The sequence below is a fragment of the Paenibacillus herberti genome, assembly GCF_002233675.1.
GTDB classification, from domain to species: Bacteria; Bacillota; Bacilli; order Paenibacillales; family Paenibacillaceae; genus Paenibacillus_O; species Paenibacillus_O herberti.
On the sequence record NZ_NMUQ01000002.1, the window covers coordinates 1,080,527 to 1,099,096 of the forward strand.

Here is an 18,570-nt window from a genome sequence, read left to right on the forward strand (position 1 = left end):
CGTAAAAGAACGATCTGTACTAGGAAAACCGTTTGAGGGAGGAAGACACTTGCATCTAACATTAGATGGAATTGTTAAAAAATTCGATAACAAAAAGGTGCTTAAAGGCGCCACCTATCAATTCGAAAAAGGCAAAATCTATGGTCTGCTTGGCCGCAATGGTGCGGGGAAAACGACGCTTTTTAACTGCTTGAGCGGTGAGACTGAAATGGATGTCGGAAATGCTTTTCTGGAAGACGAGGGGAAGCTGCAAGAGCTGCAAGATACGGACATCGGATACGTCTATTCGCTTCCTATTCTGCCGGAATTTCTGACGGGTTATGAGTTCGTTAAGTTTTTCCAGGAGGCAAACCCGGACATGCGGCAGCCAGAGTCAGGTATTGATGCCTGGTTCGACCGGATGCGCATTAATGAACAGGACCGCCATCGGCTCATTAAAGGCTACTCACATGGAATGAAAAATAAGCTGCAAATGCTGCTATTCCTCATCACGAAGCCTCCGGTCATTCTACTAGACGAGCCTCTGACCTCGTTCGACGTCATCGTCGCGCTGGAGATGAAGAACATGCTTCGGGAGATGAAAAAGGATCATATCCTTATTTTCTCCACTCATATTCTGCAGCTAGCAACTGATCTGTGCGACGAACTGGTCGTGTTGAACAATGGACAGCTCTCTTCAGTACCGTCGGAGCTGCTGCATAGTCCTGACTTTGAAAGCTCCGTCATTGAACTGCTAAAGGATGAGCCGCATGGTTAGTACCTATCGCATCCTGCTGGCGATTCAGGTCTCGTCCTTCGTCAATCGGCTCATCTATTACATCCGTAGGATACCGTGGATCGGCAAGCTGTTGCTGCCGGATACGCTCTATGCTCGCACTGGATTAAAAAAGGCAGCTTCCATAGCCGTGTTTATACTGGGATTGTTTTGGGCCATCGCCAATAAGTTTATTTACCTTGGATTTGTGGCTCTTTATCCCGTGTATGAACTGTCCGATAAGGGTTCGCTCAATGATTCACTTCCCTTGTTCCTGAACATACTGCTGCCTCTAAGCTTCGGCATGGGCTGCATCTGGAATGCGAGAGTGCTGGAGACGAAAAGGGATAAATATATCGCCGTCAAGCTCATGAGGGTGCGGGCAGATCGATATATGAAAGCTACTTTGACTTATCGCTATGTACTCTTTTTTATATCTTTCCTGATCGCTTTGTTGGTCTTCATTCCGCTATTCGGCGGGACCTCCCTTGAAGCGCTATTAGTCGCTCTTAGCATCACGATGTGGAGATTAGTATGCGAGTACGGCCATCTCAAGCTGTTCGAACGAACGGGAATTGTGCTGATCAAAAATAACGCTATTGTCTGGCTCAGCATTGCAGCTGGAGGTATCGCGGCATATGTCCCGGCTCTGCTTGGCAATACCCACGCTTACGGCAGTATTTTAGTATCGCTGCCAGCCGTAGCTGTGGTCACGGTGCTTGGGGTGGCTGCGGCAGTACTGATGTTTCGTTATAAGTTGTATTTACGAGCCGTCAACGCCGCCACCAAACGCGATGATCCGCTGCTGAACCTGGGCAAGATGATTTCAGACGCTCAAAGAGCAGATGTCGAATCGAAGGCCGGCGACTTTGACACGGAAACCGTCGTTTTGCAAAATGGTAAAGCTTCGAGGCGTCAGGGACATGATTTTTTAAACGAATTGTTCTTTACTCGACATCGCCGCCTCATTCGTAAACCGCTCTTGGCGAGGCTCGCCATCATCGGAGGGGCAGGCGCTGTTGGCAGTGTGGTGATGGCCAGCTTGGGTTTAGAGACAGAGGGCTGGTCCTTGGCCGTGGCCGCGGTATTTCTGCCGGTTCTGATGTTCCAACTGACGGTTGGAGATCGGCTGTGCCGGGCTTTATTTTACAACTGTGATATGCCCCTGATGCGCTACAGCTTCTATCGGGAGGCGGCTTGGCGGCATTTTCGTATCCGGCTGTTACGGCTCTGCGGCATGAATCTGATAACTGGGGCGGCGCTGGCGGCCGCGTCCACAATAGTTGCATTCGCCGCGGGCATGTCTCTATCTACAAACGAGCTGCTGCTTCTGTGGGCGCTTATCCTGATCCTATCCCTACTGTTTTCGGTGCATCATCTTGCGCTGTACTACCTCTTGCAACCTTACACGACGGAGATGAACTCCAAAAACCCGCTCTTTTTTGGCGCAATTATGGTCGTATCAGCCGCTTGCTGGATTCCGATCATCCTGCAGCCATCCTTGCTTTCAATGACGGTCGGGGCGGCCATTGTGCTGGTTGTTTACTTGCTCGTAGCCGGCATACTGGTTAGGCGAATCGGGCCGCGGACTTTCCGTGTGAAATGAAGCTACTTATATCAAAAGGCATCACCAGAGCTTATCCGCTCTGGTGATGCCTTTTTTGGAATACTCGCTACTGGTAGCGATGGTCAGATGCAAAGGGTTTGTTCTTGTTAGAACAACCCGAACCACTTTTTGCAGACGTTTTTCCGGCTCGGCTGAACCAGTTCGGTCACTCCGGCATTTTTGATTTTGCCATACAGCTCCTCGGCTCCATGCTTCAGGCTGAAATCCATCTCTTCCTTGTATAGTGGAATCAAGCCAAAGAAGTGAACCGCTTGCTCTGCTGATACAGACAAGGTGAAGAAATCCTGGAGCGGCTCCACGGTGGACGGAATCGAAACCATCATACCGGATAGCTTGGTTGTAGGAGCATAGGGCTCAGCGGGATTGCCATTTGGAATTGTATGGGCGGCATAGAGCCAGGTGTTGTATTCATGCGGCAGGCGAGCTAGTGTCTTCAGAGCACGAATAGGCCAGTAGTGCTCTTCTTGGCGGAAGCTCTCATCCGATAGCGACCAATCTGGAGGAAGGCATAACATTAGCTCAGCATAACGGAAATCCTCAGCTCCATTTGGAACCGTCATCGGCAAAAGTCCCATTCCACAGGTGACAAGGGTATGATAATTCCGCTCCGGCGTAGGAGCGACAAAAAGAATATCCAGATGAACATGATCGGACAATAGCTCGTGGAACACATTTGTAACAGGACCGATCGTGGACTCGACGTGACTTGTTACCAGATCGAGATAAGCTTCGTTCTCGTGTACCTCGACGGCTGGCTGTTCCTTGGCTTCATGATGCAAAATGGGAACGCCTGATGCTGAAAAAGTAGTCGTACTCATAGGAAAACCCCTCATTTAGTAGAAGTAAATAATGGTATTTATCGGAGGTTATAGGGAAAAGATGAAGCGACTCCTAAAATATTGATCCCAATGTCCCATCGTTTGACAGCAGGGTGAGCGGGAAGTATGATAACTTCGATGTTAGTTATTTAGTGGATTAGTAAATTAAAGTTTAAAGAAACGAGGGGTGACAGCATGGAGATGAAGATTCCAACTACCTTGAAGCATAAACCGGTCATCGTGTCGGAGAACTACGGTCAAGTGGACGGCCGCTATGCGCCTGATTCCGATGCCAAAGGGCTGTCGCTTGGCCTGGCTCAGTGGAACGATCGGGGTAAAGTAGATATTTCGGCTAAAGTATGGCGTCATACGGGTGGCAAATGGTCGAGGCAGTCCGAGGAGCTTCCGCTCCACCGTGTGCTGGATTTGTCGATTCTGGTTGCGAGCAGTATGGTTCATTTCCGTGAAGCGTACCGGCATGAGAACCTGTATGATGCAGATCAGCCTGTGCTGGACCGGATCGGCCTGCAAGGCGATGCGATGACAGTAGCAGTATGTACGGACAACGAGCGGATTAACGAGGATATTCGCTTGTTTAATCAGGCGCTGAGCGATGATAGTGAATTGATCGGAGAGCGGCTTAAAACATTGTCCCGTCTGCTCAAAGAGATGGGGTATTGATGCTCCGCATCGTTTAAGCTGGACGCGGAAAAGCGGCATCAGAGGGATCGTGAGTCATCCTTCGGATGCCGCTTTTTATTGAAGCCTATTTTCTGTGTTTTTAAAGTCCTGACGACGCTTGCTGCAATAGCGGCTCTAGCAGCTCAACGTCTACTTTTTGGCTGGCGGACAGCTTGATCGTCTTGCGCTCAGGCGGCCCTTCAAAGGCATCCGGCCATTCCAAGCCGTCCGCATTAAAAATCGTAAAGCTAACGGCACTTTTGGCGACGCTAATGACTGCGGCATAACTGCCGTTTTTAAGAAAATGAGGCTTCTTGTACTGAATTCTCTCCTGAACGTCCGGAACGACCCGGTGAACAAGCTCCCGCAATGAGGAAGCCGCCTGTACTTTCCACTCAGCATCTAGCTGCTCGATATAGTCGATTACTTCTTGATTCAAGGAGCGTCCCTCCTAAATTTGGTTTCAACACAGAGTTCGTTGCGAAGGGACCGGGTTCCTTTTACGAAGGGGGGAACCAATGCTAGAAAACTCAGCCGATATTAATTTTTCTACTCACAGGCTGTTTCTTAGAACAAAACACCCAGCTCGATCCCAGCCGATTTTGTAGCGTTAAAGAACGATTTTCTGAGTGCTCGGAATAATGATTACATAGAATGCAGCACCTTTTGCCGCAAGTTTTCACTAGGCTGCCGACAGGACGCCAGCTGCAGCGCCCATAAAACGGCTCCTGCAACAGGAGGGGCCTTCAGCAATAGAAAGTGGCACTCCGTACCAGGCAGCAGCTCTCGCACCTGCTGCTCATACAGCTCGCGCAAAATCGGCGGCGATGCCTTCACCCATACGGAGCCGGCCAGAATGATATCGACCGGTCCACGTCCAAAGTCGAGCCCGCGAATACAGCCAGCGGTGGACAGCGCCATCTGCTTGGCGGAGCTGCGCACCGCTTCCATTGCGGGGCCATCGCCAGCCTGCGCTGCTTCGAGCAGCAGCGTCACCAGGTCTGCCGCTGGGAGAGTGCGGGCAAGCATGCCCTCTAACCCGCGGATGGAATCGATCCGATTCCCTTCTAGATCGAACAGATAGTAGTCGGTTTTGCTGTTTCCGCCGTCGACTCCGATAACGTAGGATGCTAGGCAATGCGGGCTGTCTTTCATGTACGAGCTCCTTTCTCTCTATTTATCTAGAAATAGCCGAGACGGGTAAATTTCACGGTTTCTTTTGTTTATTGTATTTCCAAGTCGATTGGAATATTTGGTAAATTATTATATCATGTACAGTGAATGAGATCAGATGGTAGGAAGAGATTAATTCAACAAGTAGAGGTCATAATGTCGACGAAATAAGGGAGCAAAAATATGACTGTCGTAGGCATGTTAATAGCGCTTTTTATTACTCTTCTCTCCATAGTTTTTCTAGGACCATATGGAGCAGCCATTCTGCCCATCTTGTTATTTGGTATGGTATTTAGCATATACCAAAAGAACAAGCAGATTTATGAAGACGTGAAGTTGATTAGAGAAAAATTAGGACTGCTTAGAGAAGAGGAGGAAATAGAAAGAGAAATTCAAAAAAGTAAAGATGAATACAATAAATCAGATCCTGAAATCAAGGAAATTGATTTTTTAGAACGTTCAGAGATTGATAAAGAAATTGAAGCTGAACTTGAAAAATACATAAATGATAGTGAAATCAAGGAAGACAAAAAGGAATGAGATAACATTCAAATAGTTGCTCTTTACGTTATCCGAAGAGGTGAGGTGATGGAGACAATCAGAATCTTAAAAATTGATCGAAGGGAGTGTGAAATGAAAAATGGAACCTTTGAAAACGAGAAAAGTTGGACATACTGTTCACTAGAAAAACTCGATTCGGAGGAACTTATCATAAAGAAAAAAAGAAGCGCTCATGTCAAATTGAAACCTCGTTCAGGGCATTAAAATACACGGTCAGTCTGACGAATATACATGCAAAGAAACGAGAGTTCGTCACTTAAGAGATTTTCGCAAGATAGAGGTATGCGTAATTTAATAGTTTTCTTGATTATCAGCCTTTAAAAAACTGTACCTCCAAAGTTAGATTTTGTCTAACAATCAGAAGTACAGTTCATCTCATTACTTATGACGGCCTGAATCTTTTAATTATGTTTATAGCTAAGAAGACGACACTTATACAGAGTAAATAAACTCTGTCCACTTTAAGGATAACCGCGGTATATGTATCAGAGCCATCCCTATAAAAAGAATATTTATTGTACAACAATTCATGTTCAATATTATAAGAACGGCCAGAAGCATCCATAATTGTTTTAGTGCTACTAAGATCGAATATCCAACAGGCTAGTAAGTAAAAAAGTATTAGCACCGCTGTTAAAGCTAGTTTTTTATTCATTAGGCATTAGTCCAAGCTATGAACCCATTCTTAATGTATTTGAAATTTCCAATATTTAAATAAGTTTTGATTAAAGTGATAAGTGCGCTTTCAGTTGTTGAGCCGGTGTGATTAGTATATATAAGTATACCCGCTGCATTATTCCATACGTCCATTTCATTCGCAAGTGCAGTACCCGGATTATGCTCTTCATGAATATCACCTGCTTGTTCGTCAGTGGTAAGTAATCCTTGTCCCACTTCCTCTACAATTTGTTCATAAACACTCATACTATAAACTGGGTATTGTTCTACAATTTCTTGAGCTGAACCAGAGACACTAGTGGACTTTTGTGTACTATCAGTTGCAAATACAGTGCCTGTAGAAACGAATAGCATAGTCGTTATTGCAATGGATGCTACTAAACTTCTTTTTTTCATAAAAAATACCTCCCAAAAATTAGAATAGAAACATTGAAAATTATTCTAATATTCCCAATTAAATTATTGCGAATATGTTCATAATTAAGAAAGCATCTATAGAACTAATTTAAGTGCCTATCTCAAAATAATTGGGTAATAAGGGGTACTTTGCTAATCGACAACATTAGGGCCGCTGAACACAAAGGAAGAAATTCAAATGAAAGAGCCGTTCAAACGCATGATTACGTTGAAGCGATCGGATATGAGTTGAAAGGATCCTTATATTTATATTTAGGCCCCTGCTTTTTTTTGCATTGCGCGTCTAGCGCAGCGGTAAGTCGTTGCCAATTCCGGCCGCCGTTCCTGGCGTAGCCGGGAACGTTCCTTATCCATGAAGGGTTGTTCTGATTTAGATTTTGAATTGGTTTGGCTCCGGAGTAGGGAGAGCCGAAGAATTAAAGGTAAAGTGCTGGAATACGGGGGAATATAGCTGGCCTGTCTTGGTAAAGGATTGAAATTTAATGCTGCAGCTCACAAGAGCATCGAAATAGATCTAGGACTTGGTTTCATACCGAATTAGCTTCTGAGCAATGGAGAAGAACGCTTTCTGCGACACGCGATCTGGTGGAAACTCAAACATGCCAACTTGCCGGCCATCGAGATCCAGGCCCCAACCAAAGGAATCTTTTCGAATCGAAGGGATCCGGCAATCTGCATATTGATAAGCTTTTGTCTTAACCCATACGCCGGATGGGATGGTGATAGCCTCCAATTGTGGCATAACACAGATACTTGGTGGGAGGAAGGTATGAAGTTATGGCATGAAGTTGCTTATGACGTAAATGCGACGAATTGGTCCGATTACCCGTTACTCACCGATGAATTTGTTTTATTTGTTGACTGGTTAGACATAGATGTCCTAGATGGTGATCTTGAAAAGAGTATTCCTCTTTGGAAGTTGGAAATTCTCCAATCCAAGGGATTGCTGCCAACAACTTAGGGCGAAATAAGTTAAGTCACCATCAGCGCTCTCATCGCCGCAGCTTCGCTTCCGTTCACAGCTGCGGCAACCGTTTCACGCCCATATGCCTCCATCCCACCACCCGCATAGTGTCACAAATATGAGCATTATCCAGCCCACGCACGGGTACCGGCTTCGCACCATCCTTCCCAATGACCGCCTTAATCTCCACTGCATCCGTATCCTCCATGAAACCCATCGCGCCCTGGTTCAGCAAATTGACGACATGCTCCTCCTGCTTATCATTCCCAATGGCATCCACCAGGCTGATCGCCACCTCGGAGTAGTTGGCACCGCCGCGCGAAGCAAGCAGCTCAGGCTTCGCATGCAACTCCGCATGCAACTCCGCATCGGAATAGAGCGCCAGCAATTATTCCTCGATTTCCATGCAGCGCTGGCCGCGCGATTTTTCGGTGCTGCGCAGCAAATCTAGCTTTTTCGTTTTGAAGTAGTAGTATTTCAGGTAAGAAGAAGGGATGGCTCCAACGAACTGGACCCACTCGGGGCTGAAGCCGCTTGAGGGAATGGTTTTCAATTTTAGTTTAAATCAATAAATCCGCTTGGAATGCGCTGGACTCAATGTAAAATTTCGTAATCGCACTATTGTAATTAATGGGCCGAGCGTATACGATAATGGCGCTGTACCAGTCAAGCGGCAGGAGGCGGCTTATGGCAATAAATGACAATGTACTGATCAAGATCCGAGAACGTAAGGACAGTCTCACTCCTGTCGAGCGCAGGGTCGCGGAGTATATCCTCGATAACAAGGAAGAGGTACCCCATCTTTCCATCAAAAACCTGGCTTTAGGCAGTCGGACAAGCGATGCTTCGGTGCTTCGTTTTTGCAAAACGATGGGCTACAATGGCTACCGCAGCTTCATTGTCAGCATATCGGCGGCGATGGGGGGCAAGGAAGATCCCGATGGCAGTCAATATACCGATATTCAGCCAGGGGATGATCTGCAGTCGATTATTTCTAATACGGCAAGGAACAATATACGCTCTATCGAGGACACGCTCAGCCTAATCGACCGCGAGGCGGTGGACAAGGCGGTACAGGCGCTGCTTACTTGCAACCGGATTTTCCTGTTTGGCATTGGCGCATCGGGACTCATCTGTCTCGACGCAGAGCAGAAGTTCACCCGCATCAATAAAAATTGCCACGCTTATTTGGACGGGCATAGCCAACTGACGGCAGCGACGCTTGTCACGGACCAGGATGCGGCGATTTTCGTTTCTAATTCCGGCGGTACAGATGAGATTCTGGACGCGCTGGACATCGTCTCCAAGACCGGTGCACGGACGATCGCGATTACGAAGTATGGCAAAAGCGAGCTGTCCGAGCGAGCCGAGCTGCTGCTCAGCATTTCCACGCCGGAAATTACAATTCGGAGTGGAGCGATGGGCTCGCGCATCGCGATGCTGACTGTAATCGACATGCTGTTTACCGGCGTGGCTAGCGCAGACTACCAGCAGGTGAAGCATTATCTTACTCGCAGCCGCAACATCATCGCCAGTAAGCGGCGTCGCAGATAGCGGCTTGTAGGGGTTGGTAAGCGTTCGGCCTTGGCCGAACGCTTTTGTTGTTGGGGGAAGGAGGGGTCACTCGCTGCAGTGCCCGGTACTTTAACTTAGGAAACAGGTGAAGTTTCCCGCTAACGCTGCGAGCCCCAGCTCATTCAAGCTTGTCGTCGTCGAACCAATCCAGCCCCGGAGTGAACCTATCCCCCTCCCCCAACTTTCGTCCCGACATCTTTTTAAACTAATATTACAGTTTTATATTTCATAATAAAATTAAATTCCGAAAACTATTGACCGTATCCATGGCTTTGATTACCATAATGGTAGATCAAACGAAGTTCATCAAGATCCGCCTCGGCATATTTAAAGCGCTTACAGGCGATCGCAGGTTAGGGGAATGGAAATGAACGAATACCTTGCCGGCTTAACTACGGAGGGGATTAACCCCGCGACGATGTCTATAGACGAATGTACGACCGAGGGGATGCTGCGGCTGCTGAACGAAGAGGATGCGAAGGTGCCCGCAGCGGTAGCAGCGGAATTCCCCCGCATCACGCAAGCTGTTGATGCTATCCATGCGGCTCTCTCGCAGGGCGGGAGATTATTTTACATCGGTGCGGGTACCTCTGGCAGACTGGGCGTGTTAGACGCTTCGGAATGTCCGCCGACATTCGGCACGGAGCCGAGCCTCGTCCAAGGTTATATCGCTGGCGGCGATGTAGCCCTGCGGACAGCGGTTGAGGGCTGCGAAGACGATGGAGACGCAGGAAGCGCTCTGATCGACGAGATTGGAGTGACGGCAAGCGATGCGGTTGTTGGTATTTCGGCTAGCGGCAGCGCGGCTTTTGTCATAGAGGCTCTGAGAAGAACACAGGAAATCGGCGCGGTCTCCATCGGACTGGTCAACAACAAGAACACCAAGGTTAGCGAGGTATGCAACATTTGCATCGCGCCTGTCGTCGGCAACGAGGTGATCGCTGGGTCCACGAGACTCAAGGCGGGAACGGCTCAGAAGCTTGTGCTCAACATGCTTAGTACGTGTACGATGGTGAAGCTGGGCAAGACGTACAACAATCTAATGGTCGATCTAAAAGCTAGCAACAACAAGCTGCATGACCGCTCCCTGCGGATCATTTGCCGGGCAACAGGAACCGACGAATCGACAGCGGCAGAGATGCTGAAGCGGGCGTCCAAGGACAGCAAGCTCGCTATCATGATGCTGCAAACTGGGCTTGATGCCGACGAGGCACGCAAGATGCTGCAAGGCAGCTCCGGCAATCTTAAGGAGGCAATTCGTATCTGCGCCGGAACGGGCTGAAGCTGCAGGTTGAAGGCTGAGGGTCGACCAGGGCGTCATGCGATTCCATAGATAATTGTTTATTCAAAGGGAGGATCTTGAAAAATGAAAAAGGGATCAAGATTTAGCGTAAGCGTACTCGCTCTCATGGTAACAGCTGGCGTGCTGGGCGCTTGCGGCTCGAACAACGGTAATAGTCCAGCGGCCAACAACGCCGCAGGCAACACAGGGGGAGAAGGTGCTGCTGCCAAAGATACGATTACCGCGCTGCTGCCTCCGGTCTCCCCGACTTACCAGGAAAATTTCAAGCAAATGGAAGCGGACTTCAATAAGCTCTATCCGAACTTGACGCTCAAAATCGAGCCAGCCAGCTGGGAAGATATGACCCAAAAGCTGGATACCCAAGTCAATGCGGGCAGCCCGCCAGACATCGCATTCATTGGCTCTGAGGGCATTTCCAAGTATAAGCAGTTGGATATGGTGCTTGATATTACCGACACAGTGACCCCAGAAATGGTTGCGGATATCGACGAGGCACCTCTGGAGTATATGAAAAATGGCGACGGACTGTACGGCTTGCCGGCTTACATGGAAGTGCACGCAATCGGCGGAAATAAGCCATTCTTGGAGGAAGCGGGCATCGACTGGAAGAAGGTGCAGCAGAGCGGCTGGACCTATGAGGAATTCCGTGAGGCAATTAAGAAGGGCGTCGTCAAAGAAGGTGACACGACGAAGCGATACGGTTTCGTGTTCGCGACGGCCGGCGTTGCGTCTAAGGATTACCTGGCCATACTTGTCAAAAACGCCGGAATGCCGTCTCCTTTTACGAAGGATCTGAAGTATGCCTACACCAGCCCGAACTATTTGGAAGTGCTAAAGGCGATTCGCCAGATGATCGACGACGGCTCGATGCCTAAAGAGATCAGCTCCGTTGACGCCGGCAAGCGCTGGAACATGTTCCTGACAGGACAGACGATGATTACCGGCAAGGGCCTGGCTGTATTTGAGAACTCATCAATGAAAAATAACGAAAAAATCGACGCTAATGATGGAAGCGCAGTCAAGGACAGCGTCAAGACGGATTACGTCGTGCTGCCGGTGCCTACCTTTGCAGGCCAACCAGCAGCGTCAGCTGCGGTCGTTGATGGATATGTTGCTTTCCGCGGCAAAAAAGAGCCGACAGCCGAGCACAAAGCTAATGTCGTAAAGGCGGCCTACTTCCTGGCGAGCGGCCAAGTAGCGGCGCAGACGAACGGCGATCTATTCGCGGCTCAAATTACGGACAGTGGACGCAAAGCGTCCGAAAGTCTCCCAAGCAAACAAAGCGACTACAACAAAGCCGCCGTCCAGTATCTGCTGTCCACAGCAGCGCCGGCCCGCCCAGACATTCCGGCTGAGCTTGGCGCCAAAGCGATTAAGCTGGAGACCGAGGTCATCGTACCGAAGTTCCAGGCTCTGCTTGCAGGCGAGACCACCCCGGAGAAAATGTTCGAAGACGTGAAAAAAGCCGCCGTTGATACGTTCGGCGAGGATGGTGTCTTTAAGTAACCGGCCCGTCCAGTTTAATCGGTTCTTCGGCCGGCCCCCCAAGCAGGGAGGCTGGCCGAAGCCCTATTTGGAGGGCTGGCAAGCGGGATATGGAAAGGAGATCACAGCATGGCCCGAACCGCATCATCCAACCGAAACCGGCTTAACCGAGGAGACGGAGCATGGGGCTACGCCTTCATTGCCGTTGCACTCGTCGTTTATACGTTGTTCACGGCCTATCCGGTCGTTAGCGCATTCCTCATTAGCTTTCAGGAATACAAACCACTCGGCTCTACCTACATCGGCTTGGACAATTACACGGAGATTTTCAAGAGCTCCCTGTTCTGGAAAGCGATCGGCAACACGGTCGTGTACACGATTCTGACCGTTCCGGTTGCTCTGATTCTCAGCTTCGCCGTAGCGGTTATGATCATGCCGCTGCGCAAATGGATGCAGACAACATTCAAGGCTGTCTACTACTTGCCGGCTGTCGCCTCCGGCGTTGCGCTGTCCGTCGTTTGGCTTTGGATTTTTGATCCGATGCAGGGCGGTATTTTGAACCAATTGATCGGGGCTTTTGGCATCGATAGTCAGAACTGGCTCGGCGCCAGCTCGACCTCGATGTTCTCGCTCGTGCTCATGTCCTGGCTGTCCAGCCACGGCACGAGCATCATTATTTATGTGGCGGCTTTGCTCGGCATCGACGACAGCTATTATGAGGCTGCGGATATTGATGGGGCCAGCTTTTTGCAAAAGATGTGGCATATCGTTGTTCCCTGCCTGAAGCCAACTACACTGTTCCTGCTCGTGACCGGCGTCATCGGTTCGTTCCAGGTGTTCCAGAACGCCTATCTGATGACTGGCGGCGGACCGGATCATGCCACAACGATGGTCGGATTGCTTATCTTCGATACCGCATTCAAATATTTCGAGTTCGGCGAGGCGGCTGCTCAGTCGCTGGTGTTGGCGCTCATGATCGGATTTATGGCTTTTCTTCAATTCAAGTTCCTGGGCAAAGACGTGGAATATTAAGCAGAAGGAGGGCATGAGCTTTGAGCCTCTATAATAATCAACTAGGCAACCCACTGTTCAAGTTCGTACGCAACATGATTCTGATCCTCCTCCTTCTGCTGTTCGCCCTCGCAACGTTATTTCCGATTTACTTCATGATTATTTCTTCCTTTGGCGATCCGGTGGAGGCTGGGGCAGTCAGTTATTCCATCTGGCCCGGCAAGTTCACGCTGGATTCGTATAGATTCTTCTTCGCCTTTAGCGAACATTCTTACCGCTGGTTGTGGAACTCGCTGATCGTGGCAACGGTTATTATGGTGTCCAATGTTATTTTCGCTACGGCTGCGGGTTATTCGTTCGCTAAGGTGCGGTTCCGCGGTAGCAAGTTTCTGTTCGGCATGTTGCTCGTCGCCATGATGATTCCTTACCAGGTGACGCAGGTGCCGCTGTATATTCTGATCGTTAATATTTTCGATATTCCGAATACGTACAGCGCGCTCATCCTGCCAAGCCTCGTTACCGTCTACAACATCTTTCTAGCTAAACAGTTCATGAGCTCCATCCCGAATGAGATTATCGAGAGCGCCAAAGTGGAGGGCTGCAGCCAACTCCAGATTCTCACTCGCATCATCATGCCGCTCTCAAAAACCGTAATGGCCGTTATGGCGATCCTGACTTTCATGGATGCGTGGAACACCTTCTTCTGGCCGTTTCTCGTCACGAACACGATGGAAATGCAGACGATCCAGGTTGGTCTCAAAAACTTCCGCTTCGCCAACACGACCTATTTCTCCCCGATGATGGCGGGAGCTACGATCTCGGCTGTGCCGATGTTCATCCTGTTCTTTAGCCTGCAGAAGTACTTCCTAGAAGGGGTTACGGTTGGGGCGGTTAAAGGGTGAGAGTAGCGCTGGAATGCGGGATTGATCGGATGGATGAAGCGGCACCCCTGCTGCAGGGCAGGCGGATCGGGCTGATTACGAGCCCAACCGGTGTCAACGCGACTTTTCGGCCCACGATAGATGTGTTGCAGGAGCGTTTTGGCCTAGCGGCACTGTTCTCGCCAGAGCATGGTGTGCGGGGCGATTTGGACGCCGGTTCACTTGTGGAATCGTATACCGACGAGCGTAGCAGCGTACCGGTGTATAGTTTATACAGACGGGGTTCTAAACGGCTTACCCCCGAGATGTTAGAGCGGATTGATGTGCTGGTGTACGATATTCAGGACATTGGCACACGCTATTATACGTTCATTTATACGATGCTCTATGCATTGGAGGATTGCGCGGTTGCTGGTATTCCTTTTGTCGTGCTGGATCGACCGAATCCTCTGGATGGCGTCACTGTTGAAGGGAGCGTTCTGGAGGGTGGCTTCCGTTCGTTCGTTGGCGATTATCCGCTTGCGGTGCGATACGGGCTGACGGCAGGGGAAGTGGCTGAAATGGCCAATATCGAGCAAGGCTGGGGAGCACAGATTCATGTCATACGCTGCCGGGGCTGGGAACGGAGCATGCGGTTTCCCGAAACAGGCCGCGTATGGATTGCTCCTTCGATGAATATTCCAAACTATCATGCGGCGCTGCTATATCCTGGTACATGTCTTTTCGAGGGTACGAATCTGTCGGAGGGACGAGGTACAACGGCGCCTTTTGAGCTGATTGGAGCACCGTTTGTCGATGCAGAGCTGCTGGCAGGCGAAATGAACGGGCTAAAGCTGCCGGGTGTACACTTCCGTCCCATGCACTTCAAGCCGAGTGCGTCCAAGCATCAGGGGATGCTTTGCGGCGGTGTGTATATTCATGTTTTGGACGAACGGGCCGTCAGGCCTGTAGAAATCGGCGTCAGGCTACTGCTGACCGTGCGTCGTCTATTTCCCGAATTGCAGTTCCTCCCGCCTCTGCGGGAGGGTGGCCGACCGTTCATCGACCTGCTCGCGGGCGGTGAGCTTTACCGGGGCATGGAAAGCGTGTCGGATGCAGAAGCACTGTTGGAGCGGTTCCGCAGGGAGAGCGAAGCGTTCGCGGAACGGAAGAAGGTCTATCATCTTTATTAGTGTGCCTTCGAAAACAGTAGAACTCTGCCACTTTATAGATTTATAGATTTATAGATTTATAGATTTATAGATTTATAGATTTATAGATTTATAGATTTATAGAACCTATTTACCTGGAAAACCTTATTTATTGCGGAAACAACCATGAAGTAGGGACAGGATACGGAATCAAGTAGCGAAAGCTACTTGAGAGTGGTGAAATGGGGCTAGGATGCGAAAGCAAGTAGTCGAAGTTACTTGAGAGCGCTGAAATGAGTCCAGGATGCAAAAGCAAGTAGTCGAAGTTACTTGAGAGCGGTGAAGTGGGGGCTCGGATGTGGAATCAAGTAGTCAAAGCTACTTGAGAGCGGTGAAATGGAGCTAGGATGCGAAAGCAAGTAGTCGAAGTTACTTGAGAGCGGTGAAATGGGGGCTCGGATGTGGAATCAAGTAGTCGAAGTTACTTGAGAGCGGTGAAATGGGGCTAGGATGCGAAAGCAAGTAGTCAAAGTTACTTGAGAGCGGTGAAATGGGGCTAGGATGCAAAAGCAAGTAGTCGAAGTTACTTGAGAGCGGTGAAATGGGGGCTCGGATGTGGAATCAAGTAGTCGAAGTTACTTGAGAGCGGTGAAATGAGTTCCCGGATGTGAAAGCAAGTAGTCAAAGTTACTTGAGAGCGGCGAAATGGGGCTAGGATGCGAAAGCAAGTAGTCAAAGATACTTGAGAGCGCTGAAGTGGGGCTAGGATGCAAAAGCAAGTAGTCGAAGTTACTTGAGAGCGGTGAAATGGGGCCTGGGTGCGAAAGCAAGTAGTCAAAGTTACTTGAGAGCGGCGAAATGGGGCTAGGATGCGAAAGCAAGTAGTCGAAGCTACTTGAGAGCGGAGCTAGGGGCATCGCAGTTTGTTTTGAAGAGGGCATTCATTTTTTGAGATAGTTGGCCATCCTGCTACCCGTGCGCAATTTCAGAATGTGTGGTGCTGTCAGCAGGCATTCGGCAAGCTGAAACGCTCGTTGCGGTAAAGGTGCTGGAGCGCTTGCTGTTGTTCCGGCTTGAACCAGCCCGTATTTCCACGCAGATAGCATCTTGCTTCGTGTGAAGAGTGTCTGCATAGCTTGGGGAGGAGAAAAAGATGACCTATATCCTTGGACTGGATGGTGGTGGCACTCGCACGACTATATGCGTGGCCGACGAGTCGGGCTTGGAGCTGCAGCGCTTCGAGGCTGGTCCGTTGAACATTAACGGTCAACGCGAAGGCGCGGCCGAGCAGACGTTAGCTGCAGTGGCGCATGAGTTGGAGCGGCGCGGAGTGCCGCTAGTTGGCTGCATCTCTTTGTGCATCGGCGCGGCCGGTATCAGTAATCCGCAGGCGCGAAATAGGCTTGCGGCTGCGCTGGAGCTACATGGCTTTCGGGGTATATTGACGTTGGCAGGCGACCATGAAACGGCATTGTGGGGAGCATTGGAGGGGCAGCCGGGGATCGTGTTGATCGCCGGCACGGGCTCAATTTGTTATGGGCGAGGCGTATCAGGCGAAACGCATCGAGCGGGCGGCTTCGGCCATCTGATCGACGACGAGGGTAGTGGGTATAGCATCGGGCGCGCTATGCTGAGTGCGATTGTGCGTGCGGCGGATGGTCGCAGCAGCGGACCAACCGCGCTTGCTGCGCCGGTACTCGGCCTGCTTGAACTGAATGGCTTGCCGGATTTAGTCCGTTGGGTGTATGACCCGGCACGGGTCAAAAAGGACATCGCGGGGCTAGCACCATTGCTCTCCGCTGCTTGTGAAGCGGGCGATGCCGCTGCGCTGGCAATCGCAGAGCATAACGCCGCCGCGCTCGCAGAGCTCGCCGAGGAGGTGGCCGTCCGCCTCGATCTCGCGGACGGCCAGCTCGCGCCGCTTGGCAGCGTGCTGCTGCGCTGCGCACCGTTGCGCGCCGCTTTTGCCGCGCGGCTGGCGCAGCGGCTTCCGCGGCTGCGCCTTACGGGCGCTCACCGCGACGCCGCTCACGGCGCGGTGCTGCTCGCGCAGCGAGAGCTGGCGGCAGCGCCCAGCACTGCCGCCAGCACTGCGCCCAGCACTGCCGCTTTCAGCACCGCCGCGCTCGCGCTTGGCGGTGCGCCCCAGCTCGCCGCGCCCCAGCTCGCCGCGCCCCAGCTCGCTGCGCCGCCGGCTAGGCCTGCGGCGTCCACGGCCCCGTCGCTGCGCGACGGGGAGGAGCCGCCATGTTAAGCTGGCGGCCCCGCAGGGGTTACGCGCTGGCGGTCGGCCTTATGTCCGGCACCTCGCTGGACGGAGTGGACGCCGCAGTCGTCCGACTCGAAGGCGAGGGGCTGGACACGACCGCCCAGCTGATGCATTTCCACACGCGGCCGTATGAGGAGCCGCTTCAGGAAGCGTTGCGCCGACTTTGCGATCCGGCGCAGTCCGATGTCCAGACGATTTGCGGCATGAACGCCTGGCTGGGCGAGCGTTTTGCAGACGCGGTATTGGAAGCCGTACGGGAGGCTGGCTTGACGATGGATGAGATAGACTTTGTCAGCTCACATGGACAGACCATCTGGCATATGCCGGAGCCACCAGCAGGCGCGCCGTACCTTGCTCCTTCTACGCTTCAACTTGGCGATCTGGCGGTTATTGCGGCGCGCACAGGTAAACCGACGGTCGGAGACTTCCGGCCCGCCGATCTGGCTGTTGGAGGCCAGGGAGCTCCACTTGTGCCCTATGGCGACCTTGTGCTGCTGCGTCATCCAGAGCGTGGACGGCTGCTGCAAAACATAGGAGGCATCGGCAACTGTACCGTGCTGCCTGCCGGAGCGGACCCGGATGATGTGTTCGGCTTCGACACCGGTCCCGGTAACATGGTCATTGACCATGTTGTGCAGCGATTGTCCGAAGGCAAACTCCGCTTCGATGAAGGCGGGGAGCTTGCCGCGCGCGGAACGCCGGACAGTCGCTTGCTGGCAGAGCTGCTCCTGCATCCTTATTTCCTTCAGCCGCCGCCCAAGTCGACTGGCCGCGAGCTGTTTGGAGCGGCATACGCCGAGTCGCTGCTGAAACACGCGGCGGAGCTCGGCCTGTCCGACGCGGATACAATAGCAACGGCGACGGCGCTCACAGCGCGGTCCATCGCGGATGCCTGCCGCTACCTCGTGATGCCTCGGTGCCGCATCGATGAGATCATCGTCAGCGGCGGCGGGGCGCATAACCGAACGCTGTTGCGCCAACTAGCTGAGCTGCTGCCCGAGCTGAGGGTTCTCAGCTCAGGCGAGATCGGCCTGGACAGCGATGCCAAAGAGGCGGTGCTATTTGCTTTGTTAGGGTACCATTTTCTGCTGGGTATTCCGAACAATTTACCGAAGGTGACGGGAGCTTCCCGTCCCGCCCTGCTCGGCAAACTCGCACTCCCGTAACTTCGCCACCGTCAATAGCTTCCTAAACAGCCCTACTCAGGGCTCTTTTTCCTTTCATTAAAAACCAATCGGCGACC

At 51.3% G+C, this 18,570-nt stretch carries 20 protein-coding genes; 13 read left to right on the plus strand and 7 right to left on the minus strand.

Features of this window, described 5'->3' with window-relative positions:
- Positions 1-49: 49 nt before the first annotated feature.
- Together CGZ75_RS17275 and CGZ75_RS17280 are read left to right on the plus strand one after the other, a co-directional pair.
- The gene (locus tag CGZ75_RS17275; RefSeq protein ID WP_217900075.1) at positions 50-757 is read left to right on the plus strand and encodes an ABC transporter ATP-binding protein; all 708 of its coding nucleotides are present in this window, start codon (positions 50-52) and stop codon (positions 755-757) included.
- Positions 750-2,360, plus strand: coding sequence for a hypothetical protein (locus tag CGZ75_RS17280; RefSeq protein WP_089525482.1), 1,611 nt, complete (start codon positions 750-752; stop codon positions 2,358-2,360). The genes CGZ75_RS17275 and CGZ75_RS17280 overlap by 8 nt, the downstream gene beginning before the upstream one ends.
- 107 nt (positions 2,361-2,467) lie before the next feature.
- Here CGZ75_RS17280 and CGZ75_RS17285 read toward each other — a convergent pair whose 3' ends face one another.
- The gene (locus CGZ75_RS17285) at positions 2,468-3,199 is read right to left on the minus strand and encodes a suppressor of fused domain protein (protein ID WP_089525483.1); all 732 of its coding nucleotides are present in this window, start codon (positions 3,197-3,199) and stop codon (positions 2,468-2,470) included.
- A gap of 201 nt (positions 3,200-3,400) precedes the next feature.
- Between CGZ75_RS17285 and CGZ75_RS17290 the strand changes: the two genes are divergently transcribed.
- Entirely contained in the window at positions 3,401-3,880 is a 480-nt protein-coding gene (locus CGZ75_RS17290; RefSeq protein WP_089525945.1) for a DUF6530 family protein, read from the plus strand.
- A gap of 100 nt (positions 3,881-3,980) precedes the next feature.
- Here CGZ75_RS17290 and CGZ75_RS17295 read toward each other — a convergent pair whose 3' ends face one another.
- Both CGZ75_RS17295 and CGZ75_RS17300 read right to left on the minus strand, forming a co-directional pair.
- Entirely contained in the window at positions 3,981-4,319 is a 339-nt protein-coding gene (locus CGZ75_RS17295) for a DUF1801 domain-containing protein (RefSeq protein WP_089525484.1), read from the minus strand.
- 206 nt (positions 4,320-4,525) lie between these two features.
- Positions 4,526-5,035, minus strand: coding sequence for an ROK family protein (locus CGZ75_RS17300; protein WP_089525485.1), 510 nt, complete (start codon positions 5,033-5,035; stop codon positions 4,526-4,528).
- A 201-nt stretch (positions 5,036-5,236) separates the two neighbouring features.
- Here CGZ75_RS17300 and CGZ75_RS17305 point away from each other — a divergent pair, with 201 nt between their 5' ends.
- Entirely contained in the window at positions 5,237-5,593 is a 357-nt protein-coding gene (locus CGZ75_RS17305; protein WP_089525486.1) for a hypothetical protein, read from the plus strand.
- A 675-nt stretch (positions 5,594-6,268) separates the two neighbouring features.
- On the opposite strand, the gene CGZ75_RS17310 is transcribed toward CGZ75_RS17305, so the two are convergent.
- Complete coding sequence (locus CGZ75_RS17310; protein WP_089525487.1) at positions 6,269-6,688, minus strand: DUF6973 domain-containing protein; 420 nt, start codon at positions 6,686-6,688, stop codon at positions 6,269-6,271.
- Between the two features lie 790 nt (positions 6,689-7,478).
- Here CGZ75_RS17310 and CGZ75_RS17320 point away from each other — a divergent pair.
- The gene (locus CGZ75_RS17320; protein WP_089525489.1) at positions 7,479-7,670 is read left to right on the plus strand and encodes a hypothetical protein; all 192 of its coding nucleotides are present in this window, start codon (positions 7,479-7,481) and stop codon (positions 7,668-7,670) included.
- A 55-nt stretch (positions 7,671-7,725) separates the two neighbouring features.
- Here the strand turns inward: CGZ75_RS17320 and CGZ75_RS25970 are convergent, their stop codons facing one another.
- Entirely contained in the window at positions 7,726-8,061 is a 336-nt protein-coding gene (locus tag CGZ75_RS25970; protein WP_245850896.1) for a family 4 glycosyl hydrolase, read from the minus strand.
- Positions 8,062-8,226, minus strand: coding sequence for a hypothetical protein (locus CGZ75_RS25975; protein ID WP_245850897.1), 165 nt, complete (start codon positions 8,224-8,226; stop codon positions 8,062-8,064). It abuts the gene before it with no gap.
- A gap of 134 nt (positions 8,227-8,360) precedes the next feature.
- Here CGZ75_RS25975 and CGZ75_RS17330 point away from each other — a divergent pair, with 134 nt between their 5' ends.
- The 6 genes from CGZ75_RS17330 to CGZ75_RS17355 all read left to right on the plus strand — a co-directional run bounded on the left by CGZ75_RS17330 (position 8,361) and on the right by CGZ75_RS17355 (position 15,100).
- Entirely contained in the window at positions 8,361-9,227 is an 867-nt protein-coding gene (locus CGZ75_RS17330; RefSeq protein WP_089525490.1) for a MurR/RpiR family transcriptional regulator, read from the plus strand.
- Positions 9,228-9,615: 388 nt separating this feature from the next.
- Complete coding sequence (murQ, locus tag CGZ75_RS17335; protein WP_089525491.1) at positions 9,616-10,530, plus strand: N-acetylmuramic acid 6-phosphate etherase; 915 nt, start codon at positions 9,616-9,618, stop codon at positions 10,528-10,530.
- A gap of 84 nt (positions 10,531-10,614) precedes the next feature.
- Complete coding sequence (locus tag CGZ75_RS17340) at positions 10,615-12,057, plus strand: ABC transporter substrate-binding protein (RefSeq protein ID WP_089525492.1); 1,443 nt, start codon at positions 10,615-10,617, stop codon at positions 12,055-12,057.
- A 108-nt stretch (positions 12,058-12,165) separates the two neighbouring features.
- Positions 12,166-13,068, plus strand: a complete 903-nt coding sequence (locus CGZ75_RS17345) for a carbohydrate ABC transporter permease (protein WP_089525493.1) — start codon at positions 12,166-12,168, stop codon at positions 13,066-13,068.
- Positions 13,069-13,088: 20 nt separating this feature from the next.
- A complete protein-coding gene (locus CGZ75_RS17350; protein WP_089525494.1) occupies positions 13,089-13,949 on the plus strand; it encodes a carbohydrate ABC transporter permease in 861 nt (286 codons plus the stop codon).
- Positions 13,950-13,978: 29 nt separating this feature from the next.
- Entirely contained in the window at positions 13,979-15,100 is a 1,122-nt protein-coding gene (locus CGZ75_RS17355) for an exo-beta-N-acetylmuramidase NamZ family protein (protein ID WP_089525946.1), read from the plus strand.
- A gap of 593 nt (positions 15,101-15,693) precedes the next feature.
- Here CGZ75_RS17355 and CGZ75_RS24690 read toward each other — a convergent pair.
- A complete protein-coding gene (locus tag CGZ75_RS24690) occupies positions 15,694-15,975 on the minus strand; it encodes a hypothetical protein (RefSeq protein WP_176444898.1) in 282 nt (93 codons plus the stop codon).
- Positions 15,976-16,211: 236 nt separating this feature from the next.
- On the opposite strand from CGZ75_RS24690, the gene CGZ75_RS17360 reads away from it, so the two are divergent.
- Positions 16,212-17,312, plus strand: a complete 1,101-nt coding sequence (locus CGZ75_RS17360) for an N-acetylglucosamine kinase (RefSeq protein WP_089525495.1) — start codon at positions 16,212-16,214, stop codon at positions 17,310-17,312.
- Positions 17,306-18,493, plus strand: coding sequence for an anhydro-N-acetylmuramic acid kinase (locus tag CGZ75_RS17365; RefSeq protein ID WP_089525496.1), 1,188 nt, complete (start codon positions 17,306-17,308; stop codon positions 18,491-18,493). Before CGZ75_RS17360 ends, CGZ75_RS17365 begins: the two co-directional genes overlap by 7 nt.
- Positions 18,494-18,570: the final 77 nt, after the last annotated feature.